Genomic DNA, 21,206 nt, shown 5'->3' on the forward strand with positions numbered 1-21,206 from the left:
TGCGAACCTCGGTAGGGGTACGTCGACCGGAGAAGCGCAGCGCCCCCGGTCGCGAGGCAGCGCGCGGTGGGGACGACGTAAGCCGAGCGGCAGCTCGGCGTCGGCGTGCCCATCACACCATGCCGTCGGTGACAGGGAGCCCGAACTCGTGCGTGCCGTACATGACGTAGGCGCGCTCGGGATCGTTGGCCGCGTGCACCCGGCCCGCGTGCGCGTCGCGCCAGAAGCGCTGCAGCGGAGTGCCATTGGCCAGCGCGGTGGCGCCGGAGGCTTCGAAGAGCTTGTCGATGGACGCGATCGCCCGGCCGGTGGCGCGCACCTGGTCGCGGCGGGCCCGCACCCGCAGGTCGAACGGAATCTCCTTGCCCGCCTTCAGCAGCGCGTATTCGTCGGCGACGTTGCCGGAGAGCTGACGCCACGCCGCGTCGATGTCGCTGGACGCCTCGGCGACCCTGACCTTGGTGAACGGATCGTCCTTTGCCTTCTCGCCCGCGAAGGCCGCGCGCACCCGCTTGCCCTGGTGCTCGACATGCGCGGCGTAGGCGCCGTAGGCCATGCCGACGATCGGCGCGGAGATGGTGGTGGGATGGATGGTGCCCCATGGCATCTTGTAGACGGGGTCCGGGTTCTGCTCCAGGCCGGGCGATTTCAGCTCGCTCATGGCGCGGAAGCTCAAGAACCGGTGCTTCGGTACGAAAACATCTTCCACCACAACGGTATTGGAGCCGGTGCCGCGCAGGCCGACCACGTTCCACACGTCGTCGATGCGGTAGTCGGTGCGCGGGATCAGGAAGCTGCCGAAGTCCACCGGCTTGCCGTCCTTGATGACCGGACCGCCCAGCACCGCCCAGGTCGCGTGGTCGGAGCCCGAGGACCAGGCCCACGCGCCCTTGACGATGTAACCACCGTCCACGACGGTGCCCGCGCCCATCGGAGCGTAGGAGGAGGAGATCCGCACCTCGGTGTCCTCGCCCCACACGTCCACCTGCGCCTGCTGGTCGAACAGCGCGAGGTGCCAGTTGTGCACGCCGACGATGCCCGCCACCCAGCCGGTGGACCCGCACGCGCTGGCGAGCTTGCGGACCGTGTCGTAGAAGACGACCGGATCGGCGGCGTATCCGCCCCACTGCTTGGGCTGTAGCAGCCGGAAGAAGCCGGTCTCTTGGAGCGCCTTGATCGATTCGTCGGGGATGCGCCGCAGGTCCTCGGCCTCCTGCGCGCGTTCACGCAGCGTCGGCAACAGCGCTTCGATCCGCTCGGTCACTTCTTGCGTCATCTCGGGACCTGCTCCTGCCTGGTCGGATTGGTAACCGGTACTCATTTGCCTCTGAGACTAGAACAGGTTCTTATTTCTGTCGAGAACCCGCGTTCATCGCAGGTCGTGGATGGACATGCGCAGGAAGTGACCCGAATCGCTGGCATGGAACCCGACATTTTTGTAACGTGTTCTAGTACAGATGGAGGAGGAATCGCGATGGCAGTTACCCCCAAAGGGAGCGGTGGGAAGGAAAGGGGGCCGGCAGCCGGCGGGGTGGGTAAGCCCCGCGAGCTGGATGTCGGCTCGGCGCCTACCCGCTATGCACGGGGATGGCATTGCCTCGGCCTGGCCAAGACGTTCCGGGACGGTAAGCCGCACGCGGTGAACGTGTTCGGCACCAAGCTGGTGATCTGGGCCGACAGCGCGGGCGAACTGCGGGTGCTCGATGCCTACTGCAGGCACATGGGCGGCGACCTGAGCATGGGCGAGGTCAAGGGCGACGACATCGCCTGCCCGTTCCACGACTGGCGCTGGTCCGGTGTCAACGGCAAGTGCAGCTCGATCCCTTACGCGCGCCGCGTCCCCCCGCTCGCGCGTACCAGGAAGTGGACGACTCTCGAGCGCAACGGTCAGCTGTTCGTCTGGCACGACCACGAGGGCAACCAGCCGCCGCCGGAGATCACCATCCCGCACATCGAGGGCCCCTACACCGACGCCGACGGCAACCCGACCGACGAGCTCGACAGCGGGTGGACCGACTGGACGTGGAATTCGATGCTCATCGAGGGCGCCAACTGCCGCGAGATCATCGACAACGTGGTCGACATGGCCCACTTCTTCTACATCCACTTCGCGTTCCCGACGTACTTCAAGAACGTCTTCGAAGGACATATCGCCACCCAGTTCCTGGAGACCAAAGGCCGTCCCGACATCGGCATGGCCTCCAAGTACGGCGGCGACACCCTGTTGAAGTCGGAGGCCTCGTACTTCGGGCCCTCGTACATGATCAACCCGCTGGTCAACATCTACAGCGGTTACGAGGTCAAGAGCGTCCTGATCAACTGCCACTACCCGGTGACGCAGGATTCGTTCGTGCTGCAGTGGGGCATCTCGCTGGAGAAGCCGAAGGGCGTCGACGGCGCGATGGCCGACAAGCTGGCCGAGAAGATGACCGAGGGCATCAGCGTCGGCTTCCTGCAGGACGTCGAGATCTGGAAGCACAAGTCCAAGGTCGAGAACCCGCTGCTGTGCGAGGAGGACGGGCCGGTCTACCAGCTGCGTCGCTGGTACGACCAGTTCTACGTCGACGTCGCCGACGTCACGGAGAAGATGACCCAGCGCTTCGAGTTCGAGGTGGACACCACCAAGGCGAACGAGGCGTGGGAGGCCGAGGTCGCGGAGAACCTGCGTCGCAAGCGCGAAGCCGAAGAAGCGGCGACCAAGGAAGCCGAGGCAGGCGTCTGATGGCTGCCACCTGGGCCAAGGCGCCGGACTTCGCCGATCAGCCCGCGCGGCGGGCGGCGGTGCAGGCCCAGACCGTGGTCGACAAGCAGCGCTATCTGGAGGAAGGCCTGACGCCGTTGCGGTGTCAGGCCTGCCGGACCGAGGTGCTGGTGCGCAAATCCAGCTCACACCAGACCTCGGTGCAGTGGACCGAGCCGCCGGAAACGCACTGCCCGGTCTTCGCCGAGCTCGCCGCGTCGGGCGCCCGTCCCGGTCGCCCCGACAGCTGCCCGCAGCTGGAGAAGACCATCAAGTGGGCGGTCGACGAGGGCGTCGTCGACGTCCCGAAGTAGGCGTACCTCCGCATTCGCTCCGGCCGTGCGCGCTTTGCGTACCTCCGCATTCGCTCCGGCCGTGCGCGCTTTGCGTACCTCGAGCATTCGCTCCGGCGGTGCGTGTTTTGCGTAGCTCCGGCGTTCGCTCCGGCGGTGCGTGTTTTGCGTACCTCCGGCGTTCGCTCCGGTCGTGCGTGTTTCGCGTACCGACGCCTCCGCTCCGGCGGTGCGCGGACTGTGGGCGAGCGTCGCACGGCTGCGCTGCGGAGAGCTCAGTCGAGCCGGAAATCCTCGAAGTCGAAGCCAGGGGCGACGATACAGCTCACCAGGACATACTCGTCGCCGAGCGGCCGCGCGGCCTGGCTGACCCCGCCCGGGACCACGGCCTGCAAGAGCTGACCGCGCTCGACATCGGGCCCGAGGACGACTTCCGCGCCGCCGATGTCGAGCGCGAGCGGTCCGCCACGGTGCCAGAGCCACAGCTCGTCCGAGCGCACCGTGTGCGGGGCCGAGCGCTCGCCCGGCATCAGCAGGAAATGGATCATCGTGGCCGCGGCCCGCGCTCCCGGGTAGCCGGACGGCGTGAATTCCACCGGGCTGCGCCATGTTTGGCGATACCAGCCGCCCTCGGGGTGCGGCTCCAAATCGAGTGCGATGGCCAGCGCGGGCCGGTCGTCGGTCATACCTCCGACTCTATGCTCGTGTGCGACTGCCCATGCGCAGATGGCGGCCAACGGTTCTCGAGCGACTTGCCCCATTCAACGGCTTGCGTGGTGTCTGAGTGCGTCCCCGTCTACGCCACCGCGGCGGTCGCGAAGGTGATCGCGGAGACCGCCAAGGGGGCGAGGAGCAGAAGCGGTACTCGCCCGACGCCGACCTCGGCTGGTTCGTCGCGTTCGGGATCCACGCGGTGGCGGCGGAATCTGGCAGATCAGGATTCCTCGATTCGCCAGGTGATGCCGAAGCGGGCGAGGGAGTCGAGGAACTCCGTGGGATCGAACGCTTCGGCCACCGCCAGGGCGCCCGGCTTCGTCGTCCCCGCGGCGAGCCGGGTCGCGACCTCCACGGCGAGCAGCGCGGAATCGCGGTAGGAGTCGACGCCCTCGACGACACCGCGCACCACCCTGCCATCCCCGTGCGCGTCCACGATCACCTCGTATCGCAGATCCGAGCTCGGCGCGTCCGGGATCTGCTCGATGAGCTCTGTGGTGAACGAGCTCAGGGTGTCCAGGATGTCCTTGGCCAGCACACCCTCGACCGACGCGACCTCGGTGTGCCGGGGGACCGTGAGCACCGGAGGCTGCGGGAATTTCCCGACGGCAGTGGGTGCGGTATCGCCGGGAAAGGTCATTTGCGGATGACCCGCGGGGCCGGTACGTAACTCGCCGTCCGCGAAATGCCAACCGCCGCTGCGGAACCAGTCGAGACTGGCGAACACCGTCTTTGCGCTGCCTTTCGAGCCGTTGCCGCCGCTCTTGCTCAGATGGCTCATGACGAGTTCGGCCGGGCCGCTCACCCGGCGTGCGGTGAGGTGGGCGAGCAGATCGCCGGGGACATTGTTGTCGGTGACACCCGGGATCGCCGTGACGCCGGCCGTTTCGGCCGCGGCGGCGTAGTCGTCGAAGACCTTCTTCAGGAACAGCTGCTCGCCGGAGATGTCGGTGTAGTGCGCGCCCGCCGCGATGGCGGCCGCCAGGACCGGTTCGCCGTTGCGGACGTAGGCGGACAGGCTGCTGACCACCGCGTCGGCGCCGGTGAACGCCGCGACAAGGGCGGTGTGATCGGTGAGGTCGGCGATCCGGATCTCGGCATCCGGCAAGTCGGCGGCCGCCGCGGCGGCGTGCAGGCGATCGGCGTTGCGGCCGACCAGGATCGGCGTGAGCGCGCGGCGGCGGAGCTCCGCGAGCAGGTAGCGGCCAGTGTGGCCGGTGGCGCCGTAGACGGCGATCGTGGGGGAGCTGGGCTGCGTTGTCATAGTTGGCAATCTATTGCGCCGCTGCGAGCATATGAATGGTCTAGATGCTCATATTCATGTTCGAAACACTCAATGGTGAGCGTATGGTTTCGTTGTGGATATCCTCAGCGAGACCATCGCCGCCATTCGCACCGGCAACCCCGCCTCCGGTCTGTTCATTCGGCACGCGCCGTGGGGGCGTCGCTACCCGGTGGTGCCCGGTGCGGGATTTCATGTCGTGCTGCGCGGGTCCTGCTGGCTCGTTCCGCCTGGCGGCGAGCCGCTGGCGCTCGGCGTCGGCGACGTGTTGTTCATGCCGCGCGGCGCCGATCACGATCTGGTCGACAGTCTCGACACGCCGGTCACCGAAACCGCGCTGCCCGGTGAGCCGCGAGAGATTCCCGGCCCCGGCGTTCGGTCCGAATTGCTCTGTGGCGCCTACGAACTCGGCAGGCAGCGATCGCACCCGCTGCTCGACGAACTGCCGGAGTTCATCCACTTGCCCGCCCGGCCCGGCCGCCACCCTGCCCTGCGCGGCGCGGTGGATCTGCTCGCCGCCGAGATCGCCGAACCTCGTCAGGGCAGCGACGCCGCGGTGCCCGCGCTGCTGGAGACCATGCTGCTGTTCATCCTGCGCGCCTGGTTCGACGAACAGGCCGACGCCCACCCCACCGGTTGGGCCGCCGCCTTCGCCGACCCGGCCATCGCCGCCGCGCTGCGCGCCGTGCACGAAAACCCATCCCGCGCTTGGACCGTGCCCGACCTCAGCGACATCGCGGGCGTCTCCCGCGCCACCCTGGCCCGCCGCTTCACCGCCACCATCGGCGAACCCCCGCTCTCCTACGTCACCCGATGGCGCCTCCTCACCGCCGCACGCCTCCTCCGCGACACCGACGCCCCGTTGCACACCATCGCCCGAAAAGTTGGCTACACCTCCGAATTCGCCTTCGCCAAAGCCTTCAAACGCGAATACGGCCAAGCCCCCGGCCACTACCGCCACACCCCAACCCAGCCTCCGATCGCCGTGTGATCCGCCATGCGGCCGCAGTCCATCCTGCGGCGACGCTCGGCCACGGCCACGCGGACGGGGCGCGCACGGTCGTCATCATCGCCCGCCGCTTCAACTACGGCGAGTGACCCGACTCGGGTTTTCAGCTGAATGGGGAGCGAGGGCGTTCTTCGAGGACGCCATCGATCCATACGTCGACCTTCTCGTTGTAGAAGCAGGCCATGCCCGCGATCTTCTGGCTCTCCGGTAGCGGAGTGCGGTAGATCCAGGCGATGTCGGGGTATTCCTTCTCGCCGATGCGAACGGTCCAGTAGTCGGCGGTGCCTTTGTAGGGGCAGCGCGAGTGGGTGTCGGAGGGGTGCAGGAGGTCCAGGCGGACATCGGTGAGGGGGACGTAATAGCGTGCGGGAAGGCCGGTTTCGAAAAGGATGCGCGGGGTGTGGGAGTCCGCGACGACGACGCCGCCGATCTCCACCCGGACGTGCCGGGAGCTGCCGAGGATGTCGACGCGCGAATACGGATCGCGCGGGTGGACGTACACCGGCTCGTCCTCTTCGAACCATTCGTCCATGGCATCCCAGTCCAGCCGCACCAGTTCGTTCAGCTGCGGCAGCGGGGAATCGTGGTAGCGCAGGGCGCCGCCCGCCGCGGTGACGCCGTCGACGATCACGTCGTACACGGTGGCCTCGCCGCGGCTGGGGGAATGGGTGGTCTCGCCGTTCGGCTCGAGTTTGGCGCGCAGATCGGCGACGGGGATGTAGTAGGTCGGGTAGTAGGGGATCTCCCATACCAGCACCGGGCGGTCCGTATCGGCCACCAGGTGCCCGCCGAGATAAGCCCGGACTCGCTTCTGGCTGGTTTCGACTTTGACGCGGCCTCGCTGCTCTTCGGTCATACCTCTCGACGGTACGCCGAGCGGGTGACATGTTTCGGACGTCGAAACGCCGCGGGTCCCGCCGTGACGACGGGGCCCGCGAAACACCGAACCTCAGTCGCCGACGGTGATCGCCTGTGCCTCCTCCACCGAATGCGGCGCGGGCTCGTGGTCGTCGATGTGGGCCAGCGCGGCGCGTCCCACGATCAGGGTGAGGACGGCAGCCGCGGTGCAGGCCGCGCCCGCCCAGAACGGCAGCGCAATGCTGTGCTCGCCGAGCTTGCCTCCCAGCCATGGCGCGGCGGCGCCGCCCGCGAACCGGACGAAGCTGTAGGCCGCCGAGGCGGTGGAACGCTCCACCGGCGCGGAGATCATCACGGCCTCGGTGATGAGGGTGTTGTTCACGCCGAGGAACGAGCACCGTGCCGACGATCAGCACCGTCTTGTTCTCCGCGAACAGCGCCATCACCGCCAGGTCCGCCGCGAACAGCCCGAGCGCGAGACCCATCATCGGCAGTGTGCCGAAGCGCCGTTGCAGACCGCTGCTCACCGCCGACCCGGTGGCACACAGGGTTCACACGCCTCGCACAGGCGGTGCCTATGTGAACCGTGTGGAAGGTTTGTGGCAGCCGAAGCAACGAAACGAGGAAGGCCCCGGCGAGGACTCACCGGGGCCTTCTGTCAGGTGCGCTAGGTGTGCGCCAGCGGCCGGTGCGGCGTGCCGAAGAGCTGGGCGTCGCCATGCGCGCGCTTGAAGAACAAGTGCGCGTCGTGCTCCCAGGTGATGGCGATACCGCCGTGCAATTGCACGGTCTCGGACACGATTTCGGTGAGCGCCTCCGAGCACTTCGTCCGCGCGACCCACACATCCTCGGCGGCCGATGGCAGGTCGGCGGCGACCGCTGCGGTGGCGGCGTAGGACGCCGACTTGGCCGACTCCAGCAGCACGTACATATCGGCCATCCGGTGCTTGAGCGCTTGGAAACTGCCGATCACCCGCCCGAACTGCACCCGGGACTTGGTGTACTCGACCGTCATCTCCAGGCAATGCTCCGCCGCGCCGACCTGCTCGGCGGCCACCGCGGCCCACGCGATCTCGCGCAGCCGCGCCGCGACGGCATCCGGGTCGTTGGTGCCGAGCTTGCGCGCGGCGACGCCGTCGAACCCGATCTCGGTGAGCTTGCGGGTCGGGTCCATGGTCGCGACCGGACGCCGGGTGATGCCCGCGGCGGTGGCCTCGACCTCGAACAACCCGGTCGGGGTGAGCACGATCAGCGTGTCCGCGTGCGCGCCGTCGAGCACGTAATGCGCCGTGCCGGAAAGGGACTCGCCCTCGGCGCGGACGCCGGGCGTATCCCAGCCGGTCGCGTTCGCCCAGCAGACCGCCAGCGTGGTGGCGCCTTCCGCGACGCCGGGCAGCAGCCGGGCACAGGCGTCCTCGTCACCGGAGAGCAGCACGGCCTGCGCGCCGAGCACGGCCGAACCGAGCATTGGCACGCCCGCCAGCGTCCGGCCCAGCTCGCCGACCACGAGCAGGGATTCGACGAGCGACGCGCCGAATCCGCCGTACTCCTCCGGCACGGCCAGCGCCGCGACGCCGATCTGCTCGCAGAGCAGCCGCCAGAGCTTCGGGTCGTAGCCCAGTTCGGTGTCCATCGCGGCGCGCACGGCGTCGCGTCCCGCGTGCTTGGTGAGCAGCGCGCGCACCGAGGCGACGAATTCCTGGTGTTCGGCGGCGGTCATGCGGTGCCTCGCAACGCTCGGTCCCGGATGGCTTCGTCGCGCAGGGCGCGGGCGATCCTGGCGCGGTGCAGATCCGGCGCGCCCCAGGCGGCGCGCAGCGCGGTGACCTTGGTCAGCCACAGCGACAGGTCGTACTCGGCGGTGTAGCCGATCGCGCCGTGCACCTGCAACGCCGCGCGCGCGGCGGTGTGCGCGGCGTCGCCGCAGGCCAGAATCGCGGCGGACACGTCGCGGCTGCGGGTCGGCTCGCCCATGGTGAGCGCGGCGCGGTAGAGCAGCGGCTCGGCCAGGTCGAGCGCGATCAGCACGTCGGCGAGCTTCTGCTTCACGGCCTGGAATTCGCCGATCGGCTTGCCGAACTGCTTGCGCTGCTTGGCGTATTCGGTGGCCGCGTGCAGCAGCGCGCGACCCGCGCCGAGCAATTGCGCGGCGGCGGCCAGCGCACCGGTGTCGAACGCGACCGCGCCCGCCTCCAGCACTCGGTCGTCGCCTGCGACGAGCTCGGCGGCCGTCACCGCGAACAGCTTCCGCGCGGGGTCCACGGAACGGATCGCCGCGCCGCGCTCGCCCACGAACACCTGCGCGCCGTCGACGAGCAGCGTCACGTCGGCGATGTCGGCGTCGAGCGCGACCGGATCGAGCCCGGGGGTGGCGAAGGCGACCGTGCCGAGCGCGGTGCCTTCGGCGAGCCCGGGCAGCCAGCGCTCGGCCGCGTCGGTTTTCGGAAGCGACTGGAGCAGAACGGGAATCGCGGCCGCCGTCTCGACCAGCGGTCCCGGCGCGGCGGACCGGCCGATCTCCACGAACGCGACGACGAGGTCGATCGGGTCGGCGCCGACACCGCCGTACGCCTCGTCGACCGCGAGGCCGAGCACCCCCGCGCCGGCCAGCTGCTCGATCAGCGTGCGGCCTGGCCGCGAATCGCCGCTCGCCCAGGCGCGCACCGCGGTCGACGTGCGCCCGGCGTCCAGCAGCTTGCGCACGCTGGCGGCGAAATCGGTTTGTTCCTGACTGAGCGCGAATCTCATCGGCCGCTCCTGTGTTCGATGGCGCCGCCTTCTGCGCCGCGTGTTCGTGGCCCCCTGGTGGCTCGGCGTTCAGCCACCGCCGCTTGCTCCTTCGTCGCGTTCGCGGCGGCGGCTGAACGCCGAGCCGGGCCACGAACCGCAATGCTCGGTCTCGCTTCGCTCGAAACCAAAGGTTGGGCGTACCCGCGGTGTCGCGAAGATTCATGCCCGTCGTGCCGCAATGCGCGGGGTCGCAGCTGCATGGTCACGCTCACTTCTCCCTCCGAGCTTCGCGGGGGAGCCCGAGGATGCGCTCGGCGATGATGTTGCGCTGGATCTCGTTGGTGCCCGCGTAGATCGGGCCGGACAGCGAGAACAGGTAGCCGTCGGTCCACGGTCCGGACTGTTCGGCCGCCGAGCCCAGCACGTCCAGCGCGGTCTCGTGCATGGCGATGTCGAGTTCGGACCAGAACACCTTGGTGATCGAGGATTCCGCGCCGAGCTTGCCGCCCTCGTTCAACCGGGTGACGGTGCCGAAGGTGTGCAGGCGATAGGCCTCACTGCCGATCCACGCGTCGACGACGGCGTCGCGCTGGGCGGTGTTGGTGCGATCGCCGCTGTCCAGCCAGAGGTCGACGAGCCGCCGTGCGGTCGCGCTGAACCGGCCTGGGCTGCGCAGCGAGAGACCGCGCTCGTTGCTCGAGGTGCTCATCGCCACCCGCCAGCCCTCGCCGGGCGCGCCGATCACGTCGCGGTCCGGCACGAAGACGTCATCGAGGAAGATCTCGGCGAAGCCGGGTTCACCGTCCAGCTGCGGGATCGGCCGCACCGAGACGCCGTCGGCGGTGAGCGGGAACATCACGTAGGTGAGTCCCTTGTGTCGCTCCGCCTCCGGATCGCTGCGGAAGAGGCCGAAGGCCCAGTCCGCGAACGCCGCTCGCGAACTCCACGTCTTCTGGCCGCTGAGCAGCCAGCCGCCCTCGGTGCGCCGCGCTGTCGACCGGATGCCCGCAAGGTCGCTGCCCGCTTCGGGCTCCGACCAGGCCTGCGCCCAGATGTCGTCGCCGCGCGCCATCCGCGGCATGATGCGGTCGAGTTGCTCGGCGGTGCCGTGCTCGAACAACGTCGGCGCGAGCAGGAAGATGCCGTTCTGGCTGACCCGCCCCGGCGCGCCTGCGGCGTAGTACTCCTGCTCGAACAGCACCCATTCCAGCAGCGAGGCGTCGCGCCCGCCGTACTCCTTCGGCCAGGAGACCACCGACAGCCGCGAGTCGGCCAGGGTGCGCTCCCAGTCGCGGTGCGCCTCGAACCCGGCCTTCGTGTCCATCGAGGGCAGTGGCGCCGAGGGTTTCGCGGCGGCCAGGAATTCGCGGACCTCCCGCTGGAATTCCTGGGTCGCCTGGTCCAGATCCAGATCCACTACGTCGTCCCGTTCTGTTCGGCCGTGCTCGCGCTGGCCTTCATCGTCTTGGCGTTCATGCCGCCCAGTGAGTCCGCGCCGACCTCGGCGTTGTGTGCGTGCGCGAAGTGGTGCAGCCCGAAGACCGAGTCCATACCGGTGCGCATGCCCATCAGGTCCTCGGCCTGGTTGACCGCCTTCTTGGTGAGCGCGAGGCCGAAACGCGGCATGGCGGCGATCTTCTCGGCCAGCGCCATGGTCTCGGCTTCCAGTTCGGCGCGCGGGACCACCCGGTTGACCATGCCCCACTCCTTGGCCTGCGCCGCGCCGAAGCGATCGCCGGTGAAGAGGAACTCCTTGGCCGCCCGCGGGCCCATCACCCAGGGGTGCGCGAAGTACTCCACACCCGGAATGCCCATGCGCACCACGGGATCGGAGAAGAACGCGTCGTCGGAGGCGACGATCAGATCGCACACCCACGCGAGCATCAGCCCGCCCGCGATGCAGGCGCCCTGCACCATGGCGATGGTCGGCTTGGGCATCTCTCGCCAGCGGCGGCACATGCCGAGGTACACCTCGGACTCCCTGGCGAACCGCTGGTCGCCGCCCTGCTTGTCGACGTGGTCCCACCACAGCGTGGCTTTGTTCTCGTAGCGCACGTGATGGTCGCGGCCCGGTGTGCCGATGTCGTGTCCGGCGCTGAAGTGTTTGCCGTTGCCCGCCAACACGATCACGCCGACCTCGTCGTCTTCGACGGCGCGTTGGAAGGCGGCGTCGAGCGCGTAGGTCATCACCGAGTTCTGCGCGTTGCGGTAGTCGGGCCGGTTCATCGTGACGATCGCGACCCGGCCGCGCCGCTCGTAGGTGACGACCTCGCCTTCGTCCGGCACCCCGCCGTTCTCCGGTTGGTCTGGCATTACGACTTCTCCTCACGTAGTTGACGCTTGAGCACTTTCCCGGCGGCGCTGTAGGGCAGCTGATCGCGGAATTCGACGAACCGCGGCACCTTGAAGTTGGCCAGCACGGTGGTGGCGTGGGCGAGCACCTGGTCCTCGGTCAGCGACGAACCGGCCTTGCGCACCACATAGGCCTTGCCCACCTCGCCCATTCTGGTGTCGGGCACACCGACGACCGCCGACTCGGCCACGCCGTCGAGCCGGGCGAGCGCCTGCTCGATCTCGGCCGGGTAGACGTTGAAGCCGCCGGAGATGTACATGTCCTTGAGCCGGTCGGTGATCCTGAGGTAGCCGCGCTCGTCCAGCGTGCCGATGTCGCCGGTGTGCAGCCAGCCCTCGGCGTCGATGGTCTCGGCGGTGGACTTCGGATCATCGAGGTAGCCGAGCATGACGTTCGGGCCGCGTAGCAGCACCTCGCCCGCCTCGCTCAGCTTCAGCTCGAAGCCCGCGATGGGTCTGCCACAGGTGGTCGCGATGGTCTCGGCGTCGTCGTCGGCGCGGCACATGGTGCCGAACCCGGCCGCCTCCGACAGGCCGTAACCCGTGATGACGACGGCGAATTCGAGTTCGGAACGCATTCGCTCGACGAGCACCACCGGCACCGTCGCGGCGCCGGTGACGGCCACCCGGAGCGTGGTCAGGTCGTGCGAGGCGCGGTCGGGGAAGTCCAGGATCGTCTGGTAGATCGTCGGCGGGCCGGGCAGCACGGTGATCTTCTCCTGGCCGACCAGCCGCATCGTCTGCGGCACGTCGAAGGTGGCCTGCGGGATGATCGTCGCGCCGGTGACCAGGCAGGCGAGGATGCCCGCCTTGTAGCCGAAGTTGTGGAAGAACGGGCTGACCACGAGGTAGCGGTCGTCGCTGTTCAAGGTGGTGCATTCGGCCCACGCGCGCACCACCGACAGCGCCTGCCGGTGCGCGACGAGCGTGCCCTTGCTGCGTCCGGTGGTGCCGGAGGTGAACAGGATGTCGGAGATGTCCCCGGCGTCGACGGCGGCGGCGCGCTTCTCGGCGTCCTCGACCGGGACGGTCTCGGCGATCACCGCGAGATCCGGCCAGTTCAGCACGGCCGGGTCGGTCGTTGTCTCGCCGCCCGGTTCGACGGGGATCACCACGATCGTCGGGATGGCCAATTCCGGTGCGGCGGTTCGTAATTCGGCCAGCCGATCGCGGCCGAGGAAAGAGCCCGCGATGAACAGCGCCTTCGCGTCGACTCTGGACAGCACGTCCGCGGCCTCGTCGGCGACGTAGCGGGTGTTCAGCGGCACCAGCGCCGCGCCGGCGTAGTGCGCGGCCAGCGCGGCGACCACCCAGTGGTGGGTGTTCGGGGCCCACATGGCCACCCGGTCGCCGGACTGCACGCCGCGCGCGATCAGCGCACGCGCCGTCCGCTGGACCGCGGCCAGCAGCTGGGTCCAGTCGAGACGGACGTCGCCGTCGGCCAGCGCGGGGGCGGCACCGAACGTCCTAGCGGCATCGTGCAGGGCCATCGGTGTCGTTTGTGCAGGGGTTGTCACGGGTGTTCCTCACCGTTCACGCGAGTACTTATGCATGCACTCTACAAAGCAAGTGCTTGGTAGGTTATCCTACCGTCGTGGTTGCGATCCAGACCTCAGATTCCGACACTGCCGCGCAGGACGCGCGGTTTTCCGCCGAAGTGCGGGAATGGCTGGCCGAGAATCTCAACGGAGAATTCCGCGAACTGCGCGGATTGGGCGGTCCAGGCCGCGAACACGAGGCGTTCGACGAGCGCCTGGCCTGGGACCGGCACCTGGCCGCGTCCGGGTGGACCTGCCTCGGCTGGCCGAAGGAGTACGGCGGTCGCGACGCCACCGTGCGTCAGCAGGTGATCTTCCACGAGGAATACGCCAAGGCCAACGCGCCGGCGCGGGTCTCGCACGTGGGGGAGGAGCTGCTCGGTCCGACCGTGCTCGCCTTCGGCACCCAGGCGCAGAAGGACCGTTTCTTGCCAGGCATCCGCAATGTCACCGAACTCTGGTGTCAGGGCTACTCGGAGCCGGGCGCCGGTTCGGACCTCGCGGCGATCAGCACCACCGCGCACCTCGACGGCGACGAGTGGTCCATCAACGGCCAGAAGATCTGGACCTCGCTGGCCCATGTGGCCGACTGGTGCTTCGTGGTGGCACGCACCGAGAAGGGCTCGACCCGTCACAAGGGCCTGTCCTACCTGCTCGTTCCCATGAAGCAGCCGGGTATCGAGGTGCGCCCGATCATCCAGCTCACCGGGACGTCGGAATTCAACGAGGTCTTCTTCGACGACGCGCGCACCGCGGCCGACCTGGTCGTCGGCGCGCCGGGCGACGGATGGCGCATCGCGATGGGCACACTGACCTTCGAACGTGGCATCTCCACCCTCGGCCAGCAGATCCGCTTCGCCAGGGAACTGGCCGACATCGAGGCGCTGGCCCGCCGCATCGGCGCGGCCGACGACCCGCTCATCGCGGACCGGATCGACCGAGCCTGGGTGGGTCTGCGGGTGCTGCGCGCGCACGCGCTGCGCACCATGGAAGGCACCGGCGTCGATGACGGCGGACAGGCCTCGGTCGCCAAGCTGCTCTGGGCCAACTGGCACCGCGGCCTCGGCGAACTGGCCATGGCCGTGCTCGGCGCGCGCGGCCTGGTGGCCGACGAGGACGACGATCTCAACGAATGGCAGCGGCTGTATCTGTTCACCCGCGCCGACACCATCTACGGAGGTTCGAACGAAGTGCAGCGCAACATCATCTCCGAGCGCGTGCTCGGCCTGCCGCGTGAGGCCCGGCCGTGACGGCGCGGCCCCTTTCGGTCGCGCCCGAGCCCGTCGCCGGGCACGGCCTGCTGACCGGACGCGTCGCCGTGGTCACCGCAGCCGCAGGGACCGGAATCGGCTCGGCCACCGCGCGCAGGCTGCTCGCCGAGGGCGCCGACGTGGTCGTCTCCGATTGGCACGAACGCAGGCTCGCCGAGACCGAGGTCGAACTGAAGGGCGAGTTCCCGGATCGTCGCGTCGCCGCGATCGCCTGTGACGTGCAGAGCACCGAGCAGGTGGACGCCCTGGTGCGCGGCGCGGCCGAAGCGCTCGGCCGCATCGACATCGTGGTCAACAACGCGGGTCTCGGCGGTGAGACGCCGGTGGTCGACATGACCGACGAGCAGTGGGACCGCGTCCTGGACATCACGCTCAACGGCACCTTCCGCTGCACCCGCGCCGCGCTGGCCTACTTCCGTTCGGCGGGGCACGGCGGCGTCATCGTGAACAACGCCAGCGTCCTGGGCTGGCGCGCGCAGTACGGTCAGGCGCACTACGCCGCGGCCAAGGCCGGCGTGATGGCGCTGACCCGGTGCAGCGCGATCGAGGCCGCCGAACTGGGCGTGCGGATCAACGCCGTCGCGCCGAGCATCGCGCGGCACGCGTTCCTCGACAAGGTCAGTTCGACGGAGCTGCTGGATCAGCTCTCCGAGCGAGAGGCCTTCGGCCGCGCGGCAGAGCCGTGGGAGGTGGCCGCGACCATCGCCATGCTGGCCAGCGACTACACCAGCTACCTCACCGGTGAGGTCGTCTCGGTGAGCAGTCAGCGGGCCTGAGACGCCCGATTGAGATCGCCTTCGGGCGTCCGCTTCCCTCCCCGGAAATGGGCGCCCGATCAGGTGAAAAAGGATGGCGCGCACGGGGCCGGGGTGTGCCATGCTGGGGAAGGACGGATCCCGCAATTTCGTAAGGGGCGTTGGCTATGGGCCCGTATCGCCCACCTGCCCGCGAACAACTAGAACTCGATGTCGTACGCGAGGTTGTGTTGGCCAGGCGCAGGCTGGACAGCATGGTTCTCGCCGCCTTGGCGCTCGGCGCCGAGCTCATGAACCACGAGTCCGCGCGGGCGACGGCCTGCCGGGCCGCGCAAATTCTCGAGCTGTTCGCGATCGACGAGAAGGAAGTCGAACGAGACCCGAGAGCCGCGCTGCGCGCCGACATGATGCGCGACAACGCCCGCGCCCGCCGAATCGGACTGCGGTCTCCCGCAGGAGTTCCCTCGGAGCAGGATCGGCGGCGCCAGCGCCAGACCGCCCTGCTGCGCGAGGTGCGCGCCGATCTGATCGAGGTGCTGCGCCGCTGCCGCAAGCACCACTTCGATCGCGGCGCCGTCGCCGACGAGATCGCGCAAGGCCTGTGCGCCGCCACCGACAAACTGGTGGTCGGCGCCGACATGGACGCCTATCACGCCTGGCAGCGCGGCATGGTGCTGAAACTCATCGAAGAACCGGTCCCGTACGGCCCACCCCGCGTGATGGCGACCGTCGACGCGGGCCCAGGCCGCGGACCGCTGACCGTCGAATGGGACACGCCGGAGCGAAGATTGGCGCTCGTCGCGCGCATGGCCCGCGCGGGCATCTCCCCGGTCGTCATCTGCGACCGCCTCCTCGCCGACCTCTCGGTGTCCTCCCCGATTCGCTACTCGCTGCGGTAGTTGCCGACGCCCGCGGCAAATCACGCCCGGTGGTACCGCCGGTGACGCCACTTCGGGCGGTTTGTCGCACTTCGCCCATGCGTCGGCGGAGATGACCGGATGCAATAGAGTTGGTTTGCTGAACGTTGTTCGGGAATCGCACACCGGCCCGGCGCGGTCGTGGTGGTGCCGCGGATGAGCTCGCGCACAACGAAAACCGCGCCGAGTGAAAGGCATTCACCCGGCGCGGATCGCGTGTGAGCGAACCTTACAGCCGCTCGACAATCGTGGATTTGGCGGTCCCGCTGCCCTCGCAGATTGCAAGGAAATCCGATGCTGGGAGGCAAGTAATGAGCGACTCGAGTGCGGCTGCCAGATGGCTGATGCACGAGGCCGTCGATCACCTGGCCGAGGACTATGTTGGTATCTACGAACTTCTTTGGCTCTTGCGCGGTTCAGATTTCGAGCTGGATGACACCGCTGCGAAGCAGCTGGCCCGACAAACTGCCGACCAGCTTGTTTCGATCGGCGCTGCGTCCATCATTCGGTTGCGTTGGCCCTCGAATGAGGTCGTACCTGGTGAGATACATGAGATCAGTCCCGATGACGACACGATATTCGAGCCAGCAGAGGCAGGCGTGTATCTCGCCCTGGCATCGACAGTCGATGCGCGATAGCCCGAGGCCAGTAGGTATTCGGATCGGTGATCGTCCGAACCTCTCGGCACTGCTGTACGTGCGCTGCGGTCAGGGTGCCTTCTTTGCCGCGAGGCGGCGCGCGTCCATTCGCGACACGTCGCGAGGCGCGCCGGTCTGCAGTTCAGCTAGTCCGCTTCGTCCATCAAAGAAGTTGTGACGCAATGGAATCCTGTGTCGTAGTCGAGCATGGCGTGGTCGGCATCGTGGAACGATGCAGGTTGGGTGCGGTCGAACGGGGAGGTAAAGCCGAGCTTTTGAGTTCGAGCATCTCGGGGTTGTGGCGGTCGCAAGCCATTCCCAGACGTTTCCGCACAGGCCGAAGACTCCGTAAGCGCGTGATGATGTGGCAGACCGAGCTTGTGTCGGCGGTCCGCGCGGGTTTCGTTGCAAGGCAGATCAATCCGCGTACTCATGCCGAGCCGAAACCCTGATCAGGTACGCTGCTGGAGCGGTATCACAGAGGGGGGCCGATGCGCGCACCACGCTGGAAGCCGGGTAGTCCCAGCTATTGGTGGATCTACCTGGGGGCAGCATGACCGACTTCACGGTTGACGTTGCAAGTCTGACTGGTTTCAAGCTGGATCTGTCGGACCTCGGGACCAACTTCACGACGAACACCTCGCGGCTGCTGCCCGGCGTGGCGCTGCCTGCGGGGTCGGCAGGACTCGTAGCAACGCTGGCGCCAGCGTTCGAGAAGTTTCAAACCGCGATACCCCCCGCGCATCAGACTGATCTGACCGCTGTTGAAGCACTGGCATCGGATCTTGCTACAGCAGGAAGTAGGTATCGGCCACCGATGGGACCTCCGCTGCTGCGATCGCGGCGATCACACCAGACGGCACGACGGGATCGAAGCAGGCAGACGACTCCCGAGATGCGAAACGGTTCAGCGGTTTACAACTGCCCAGCCTGTCGGATGTTCAGGAGAATCAGTACACAGTCCGCCAGGTAGTCACGTCTGCTATCGACAAGATCGCTGCCTACGACGAACGGTTGAGCGCGACTGTGGGATTCAAGCCCGCGGCGGACTACCTGACTCCTTTGGTCGCGGACTGGGAGGCGTTGCAAGCCGTCGGTAGGCGGATCGGGCTGCTCGGTATCAACGACTACGTTACCTCGGAAAATCTCATCAGCGGCACCAGATGGCTGCAAGGAAGCTGGTCCGGGGATGCATCGCGGTCTTTCGCAGCAAGCGCCAACGTACGCGGGCAATCAGTGGCCGAGCGAAGCACGGATCTGGATGCGGTGGCAAAGATCGTCGAGAACGGCGGGGCCTGTCTAGAGCGTTTGGTCTACAACCAGGCAATGGATGTGAGTAGCGGAATCCTGGAACCGAAGTCCTATCTCGGTGCCACGTTCCCGCTTGGCGTGTGGGCGCAGCTGATCAATAGTCCGGCCAACGAATCGATAAGGTCGGAGCTCGCAGCAGCCTTCGATTCACTGAAACAGTCGGCGCAGACGCGACGGACCGCGATCGCAACGATGATCGACAAGATATCGACGGCATTGGACTATTCGCCCGGGCGCACAGCACCGACCTACAACGCAAGCGAATTCGAGCTTGCAGACAAGGTTACCGTCGACCTGGGTGCTACTAAGTATGGATTCGGCGACAACGTGTGGTGGGAGGACAGCATTGTCTCCTCCTAGTCGGCCAATCCCGTTCTTAAAATCGCTCGTTTGGACCGGATCCAGTATCGCGAACAAGTTCGATGCAAGGGGAGGGCTCTGATGTCACCGCAAATCCCGGGCATGCCGATGCCGTTGCCACAGACAGACCCGGGGCAGGGTGCGCATGGGTCGCAGCCCTGGTATAGCCGAGCAGACGACTACGCGTTCGCGGAGACGGTAACTGTTGCGATAGGCGTAGCGGACGGGCTGGGGTGGACCCATGCGGCTGCTCACTTGAAGCACTATCTCGATAACACCGGCAAAGACCTCACGCTGGACCCGGATCAGATCATGAATGAAGACCCCACACTGAAGGAGAAGGCCGACAAAGTAGTAACCGATTTCGTAAGATACCTCGCCAGCGACCCGGCCAACTACGGCAAGACGATTCCTTTCCAGGTGCCATGGGAGGCCGATCATTCATTCAGCAAAAGTAGTCAGGCGGACTGGTATTACGCCATAGGCTCCGTGCACGTTACCGCTAGTGGGGTGGCCGCAATTCATACCCCCCATGCCGAAGGCGCGCAACCTCGTGTTACGGTCGATTTTCAAATACACCTGTTCGGCCGGTACAACTGGGACAGTGAAACGGCGGATGCGGAGGGCAAGGGGGTCACAATCGGTTCGATAGCAATCGACGACCGTCGTATGGGTGCGTTGCATACGGCTGGATTGGCCAAGGAATTCAATATGCTCGGTTCATCGGTGGTCAAACGCTACGAGGGAGTAATAGCCAATGGATCGGTCGACTCAACCGGACCCGAAAGCGTCAGAGACACCCGTGTCGACCCGACTCGGACGTTCTAGGATTATTGGATGAAACGTCTGCGCTGGGCGGTGACTGCCATTGCGCTCATGGCGGTGGTATCGATTTCCGGGACCGGATGCGGCAGCCTTGTCGAAGTCGACACAGGGCCGGATGTCGAGACCTCGAACAGTCCGGAGTTTGTGAAAGAAGCGACTGAGTACGGAGGATGGACGCTTCCGTCGAACGGAAAGGTTCTTCTGGTCAGGAAGGAAGTCGTTCGCGATACAGAATACAAACTCGCTGTGGAGATGTCTCCCAGTGATCTGGTCTGGATGCTGGATAAGTCTGGATTCGTTGCCGATTTCAGGAAGCTGTTCGAACCTTCCCTTGTGACGACTATCGCCGGGCCTGACCTCGCCTCGTCGCCGAATGTCCAGAAGGCTCAGGACACCTTCACGTCGCCGAAGGGAAAGGCGATGTTTCGCCGCGTGGCAGTCGATGAAAGAACCCCTGAAACTCGAATAGTCCACATCGAGTTCCAAGGCATCTGAAACTCGAAGCGGGACGGGTCGCCAACTCGCCACTCTCCCGTCCGGGGGCAGCCGGGATACTGCTGGGGAGCCGAAGGCGACGAATACAGCCCACTGGCCTGGTGATCGACGATGCCCGCGCAATCAGACGGCGGCTGTCGGGCTCGAGCTCGGGGTAGTCGATGTAGCCCGCGCGGCTTCCGCCATGGAAGTGGGATTCCCGGGGCTGGCTGATGGCGTGCACTGGTGTGGAGGGGGGGTGGCGAGGTCCGGGTTGGCGAGGAATGGGCAGCCAGACTAGGGAGAACATGGAGTCCAGTGAACGGCCGCGCAGGACACGCGAAAGGCGCCGTAGGACACAGGAACAGATCGACCGCATCAACAAACTCAACAAGGAATCCCGCGGTCTGCTGGAACGGCTGGCAGATCGGCTTCCGCCGGAAACGCTTGCCCAGTACCGGACTTACAGCGATGTCGGTGAGTGGGGTGAACTGGTCGACGGACTGTGCGCCAGCCTCGTGAAGCGGCAGATCTCCGTCACCCCAGCCGAGCGCGACAGCCTGGCTGAGCTGATGGCGATGTTCAGCAACCGTCAAGACTACGTTTATCTCAGCAACCCCGAGCGAGTCTTGTCCCAGCTTGCCGTTGTCCCCGCATATGTGCAGCAGAACGCATGGTGGTTGGCGAGGGGATGGCGCCAATAGGAATCCCGATGTTGTCGTGGACTTGGATGCCGGCGAGGTGTATCTGAAGGTATCTGAAGCCGCCCAGCGGTGAAGTGTCCGAGGATAGCATCGGAGGCATTCTCGATGAGTTGGATGACTGACATGGAAAAGAACCCTCGATCGGAGATCAAAGAATACGAAGACAGGTGGATCCTGAAGCCTATGCGCGGAGCCCGTATCGTTCATACGATTTGGCATCCCGAACAGGTCGAATTCGAGATGGATACGCCATTCCGCATCGTCGTCGGGTACGGACTCGAGATGGCGCGGGGGTCTATTGCCGAAGACTCCTCTGTGCGTCACGTTATTAGCCATTGGGCTAGGTTCTGTCTCCCAATGGGGTGAGCGGACCGGTTCCGCTCATGGGCGTGGTCGTGCATCATGTTCGCCGTGGCGACGCTGGCAGGTGATCGG

General features: G+C 66.8%; 20 protein-coding genes and 1 pseudogene. 11 read left to right on the forward strand and 10 right to left on the reverse strand.

Going from position 1 to position 21,206, the window contains the following annotated elements:
• Window positions 1–112: 112 nt before the first annotated feature.
• The gene (gene hsaA / locus AB0H50_RS34780; protein WP_357461317.1) at window positions 113–1,276 is read right to left on the reverse strand and encodes a 3-hydroxy-9,10-secoandrosta-1,3,5(10)-triene-9,17-dione monooxygenase oxygenase subunit; all 1,164 of its coding nucleotides are present in this window, start codon (window positions 1,274–1,276) and stop codon (window positions 113–115) included.
• A gap of 255 nt (window positions 1,277–1,531) precedes the next feature.
• Here hsaA and AB0H50_RS34785 point away from each other — a divergent pair, with 255 nt between their 5' ends.
• Entirely contained in the window at window positions 1,532–2,722 is a 1,191-nt protein-coding gene (locus tag AB0H50_RS34785) for a Rieske 2Fe-2S domain-containing protein (protein ID WP_357461320.1), read from the forward strand.
• The gene (locus AB0H50_RS34790) at window positions 2,722–3,054 is read left to right on the forward strand and encodes a hypothetical protein (RefSeq protein WP_357461322.1); all 333 of its coding nucleotides are present in this window, start codon (window positions 2,722–2,724) and stop codon (window positions 3,052–3,054) included. Before AB0H50_RS34785 ends, AB0H50_RS34790 begins: the two co-directional genes overlap by 1 nt.
• A gap of 254 nt (window positions 3,055–3,308) precedes the next feature.
• On the opposite strand, the gene AB0H50_RS34795 is transcribed toward AB0H50_RS34790, so the two are convergent.
• Together AB0H50_RS34795 and AB0H50_RS34800 are read right to left on the reverse strand one after the other, a co-directional pair.
• On the reverse strand, window positions 3,309–3,719 hold the full coding sequence (locus AB0H50_RS34795) for a cupin domain-containing protein (RefSeq protein WP_357461324.1): 411 nt from the start codon (window positions 3,717–3,719) through the stop codon (window positions 3,309–3,311).
• Between the two features lie 248 nt (window positions 3,720–3,967).
• Complete coding sequence (locus AB0H50_RS34800; RefSeq protein WP_357461327.1) at window positions 3,968–5,011, reverse strand: saccharopine dehydrogenase NADP-binding domain-containing protein; 1,044 nt, start codon at window positions 5,009–5,011, stop codon at window positions 3,968–3,970.
• A 94-nt stretch (window positions 5,012–5,105) separates the two neighbouring features.
• Here AB0H50_RS34800 and AB0H50_RS34805 point away from each other — a divergent pair, with 94 nt between their 5' ends.
• Window positions 5,106–6,020 carry an AraC family transcriptional regulator gene (locus AB0H50_RS34805; protein WP_357461329.1) on the forward strand — a complete coding sequence of 305 codons (915 nt, stop codon included), beginning with the start codon at window positions 5,106–5,108 and terminating at the stop codon, window positions 6,018–6,020.
• Window positions 6,021–6,141: 121 nt separating this feature from the next.
• Here AB0H50_RS34805 and AB0H50_RS34810 read toward each other — a convergent pair whose 3' ends face one another.
• The 7 genes and pseudogenes from AB0H50_RS34810 to AB0H50_RS34840 form a co-directional block, all read right to left on the reverse strand.
• Window positions 6,142–6,894, reverse strand: a complete 753-nt coding sequence (locus tag AB0H50_RS34810; RefSeq protein WP_357461330.1) for a DUF427 domain-containing protein — start codon at window positions 6,892–6,894, stop codon at window positions 6,142–6,144.
• 93 nt (window positions 6,895–6,987) lie between these two features.
• A pseudogene (locus AB0H50_RS34815) lies at window positions 6,988–7,423 on the reverse strand (MFS transporter); the annotation flags it as partial.
• Window positions 7,424–7,563: 140 nt separating this feature from the next.
• Complete coding sequence (locus AB0H50_RS34820; protein WP_357461332.1) at window positions 7,564–8,616, reverse strand: acyl-CoA dehydrogenase family protein; 1,053 nt, start codon at window positions 8,614–8,616, stop codon at window positions 7,564–7,566.
• Window positions 8,613–9,644: an acyl-CoA dehydrogenase family protein gene (locus tag AB0H50_RS34825; RefSeq protein ID WP_357461334.1), complete on the reverse strand. Its 1,032-nt coding sequence runs from the start codon at window positions 9,642–9,644 to the stop codon at window positions 8,613–8,615. The genes AB0H50_RS34820 and AB0H50_RS34825 overlap by 4 nt, the downstream gene beginning before the upstream one ends.
• 250 nt (window positions 9,645–9,894) lie before the next feature.
• A complete protein-coding gene (locus AB0H50_RS34830; protein ID WP_357461337.1) occupies window positions 9,895–11,043 on the reverse strand; it encodes an acyl-CoA dehydrogenase family protein in 1,149 nt (382 codons plus the stop codon).
• Window positions 11,043–11,939 carry an enoyl-CoA hydratase gene (locus AB0H50_RS34835; protein WP_357461339.1) on the reverse strand — a complete coding sequence of 299 codons (897 nt, stop codon included), beginning with the start codon at window positions 11,937–11,939 and terminating at the stop codon, window positions 11,043–11,045. The genes AB0H50_RS34830 and AB0H50_RS34835 overlap by 1 nt, the downstream gene beginning before the upstream one ends.
• Window positions 11,939–13,495 (reverse strand): FadD3 family acyl-CoA ligase, encoded by a 1,557-nt coding sequence (locus AB0H50_RS34840; protein WP_357461341.1) that lies wholly within the window; start codon window positions 13,493–13,495, stop codon window positions 11,939–11,941. Before AB0H50_RS34840 ends, AB0H50_RS34835 begins: the two co-directional genes overlap by 1 nt.
• A 77-nt stretch (window positions 13,496–13,572) precedes the next feature.
• On the opposite strand from AB0H50_RS34840, the gene AB0H50_RS34845 reads away from it, so the two are divergent.
• The 8 genes from AB0H50_RS34845 (at window position 13,573) to AB0H50_RS34880 (ending at window position 20,771) form a co-directional block, all read left to right on the forward strand.
• Window positions 13,573–14,766 carry an acyl-CoA dehydrogenase family protein gene (locus AB0H50_RS34845; RefSeq protein WP_357461344.1) on the forward strand — a complete coding sequence of 398 codons (1,194 nt, stop codon included), beginning with the start codon at window positions 13,573–13,575 and terminating at the stop codon, window positions 14,764–14,766.
• Window positions 14,763–15,563, forward strand: coding sequence for an SDR family oxidoreductase (locus AB0H50_RS34850; RefSeq protein ID WP_357461347.1), 801 nt, complete (start codon window positions 14,763–14,765; stop codon window positions 15,561–15,563). Before AB0H50_RS34845 ends, AB0H50_RS34850 begins: the two co-directional genes overlap by 4 nt.
• Before the next feature lie 146 nt (window positions 15,564–15,709).
• Window positions 15,710–16,441 carry a hypothetical protein gene (locus AB0H50_RS34855; RefSeq protein ID WP_357461350.1) on the forward strand — a complete coding sequence of 244 codons (732 nt, stop codon included), beginning with the start codon at window positions 15,710–15,712 and terminating at the stop codon, window positions 16,439–16,441.
• A gap of 236 nt (window positions 16,442–16,677) precedes the next feature.
• Entirely contained in the window at window positions 16,678–17,097 is a 420-nt protein-coding gene (locus tag AB0H50_RS34860; RefSeq protein ID WP_357461353.1) for a hypothetical protein, read from the forward strand.
• Window positions 17,098–18,123: 1,026 nt separating this feature from the next.
• Entirely contained in the window at window positions 18,124–18,768 is a 645-nt protein-coding gene (locus AB0H50_RS34865; protein WP_357461354.1) for a hypothetical protein, read from the forward strand.
• A gap of 81 nt (window positions 18,769–18,849) precedes the next feature.
• Complete coding sequence (locus AB0H50_RS34870; protein WP_357461356.1) at window positions 18,850–19,596, forward strand: hypothetical protein; 747 nt, start codon at window positions 18,850–18,852, stop codon at window positions 19,594–19,596.
• A gap of 9 nt (window positions 19,597–19,605) precedes the next feature.
• Complete coding sequence (locus AB0H50_RS34875) at window positions 19,606–20,088, forward strand: hypothetical protein (RefSeq protein ID WP_357461358.1); 483 nt, start codon at window positions 19,606–19,608, stop codon at window positions 20,086–20,088.
• Window positions 20,089–20,375: 287 nt separating this feature from the next.
• Window positions 20,376–20,771, forward strand: a complete 396-nt coding sequence (locus AB0H50_RS34880) for a hypothetical protein (RefSeq protein WP_357461360.1) — start codon at window positions 20,376–20,378, stop codon at window positions 20,769–20,771.
• The last annotated feature ends 435 nt before the right edge of the window (window positions 20,772–21,206 follow it).

The sequence above is a fragment of the Nocardia sp. NPDC050793 genome (assembly GCF_040654065.1).
GTDB lineage: Bacteria > Actinomycetota > Actinomycetes > Mycobacteriales > Mycobacteriaceae > Nocardia.

Excerpts from the sequence above, each read along its gene's own strand:
- AB0H50_RS34855 (WP_357461350.1), top strand. The coding sequence starts at position 15,710 with ATGGGCCCGTATCGCCCACCTGCCCGCGAACAACTAGAACTCGATGTC.
- AB0H50_RS34820 (WP_357461332.1), bottom strand. The coding sequence starts at position 8,616 with ATGACCGCCGCCGAACACCAGGAATTCGTCGCCTCGGTGCGCGCGCTG.
- AB0H50_RS34795 (WP_357461324.1), bottom strand. The coding sequence starts at position 3,719 with ATGACCGACGACCGGCCCGCGCTGGCCATCGCACTCGATTTGGAGCCG.
- AB0H50_RS34880 (WP_357461360.1), top strand. The coding sequence starts at position 20,376 with ATGGAGTCCAGTGAACGGCCGCGCAGGACACGCGAAAGGCGCCGTAGG.
- AB0H50_RS34870 (WP_357461356.1), top strand. The coding sequence starts at position 18,850 with ATGTCACCGCAAATCCCGGGCATGCCGATGCCGTTGCCACAGACAGAC.
- AB0H50_RS34825 (WP_357461334.1), bottom strand. The coding sequence starts at position 9,644 with ATGAGATTCGCGCTCAGTCAGGAACAAACCGATTTCGCCGCCAGCGTG.
- AB0H50_RS34875 (WP_357461358.1), top strand. The coding sequence starts at position 19,606 with ATGAAACGTCTGCGCTGGGCGGTGACTGCCATTGCGCTCATGGCGGTG.
- AB0H50_RS34800 (WP_357461327.1), bottom strand. The coding sequence starts at position 5,011 with ATGACAACGCAGCCCAGCTCCCCCACGATCGCCGTCTACGGCGCCACC.
- AB0H50_RS34790 (WP_357461322.1), top strand. The coding sequence starts at position 2,722 with ATGGCTGCCACCTGGGCCAAGGCGCCGGACTTCGCCGATCAGCCCGCG.
- AB0H50_RS34835 (WP_357461339.1), bottom strand. The coding sequence starts at position 11,939 with ATGCCAGACCAACCGGAGAACGGCGGGGTGCCGGACGAAGGCGAGGTC.
- hsaA (WP_357461317.1), bottom strand. The coding sequence starts at position 1,276 with ATGACGCAAGAAGTGACCGAGCGGATCGAAGCGCTGTTGCCGACGCTG.
- AB0H50_RS34810 (WP_357461330.1), bottom strand. The coding sequence starts at position 6,894 with ATGACCGAAGAGCAGCGAGGCCGCGTCAAAGTCGAAACCAGCCAGAAG.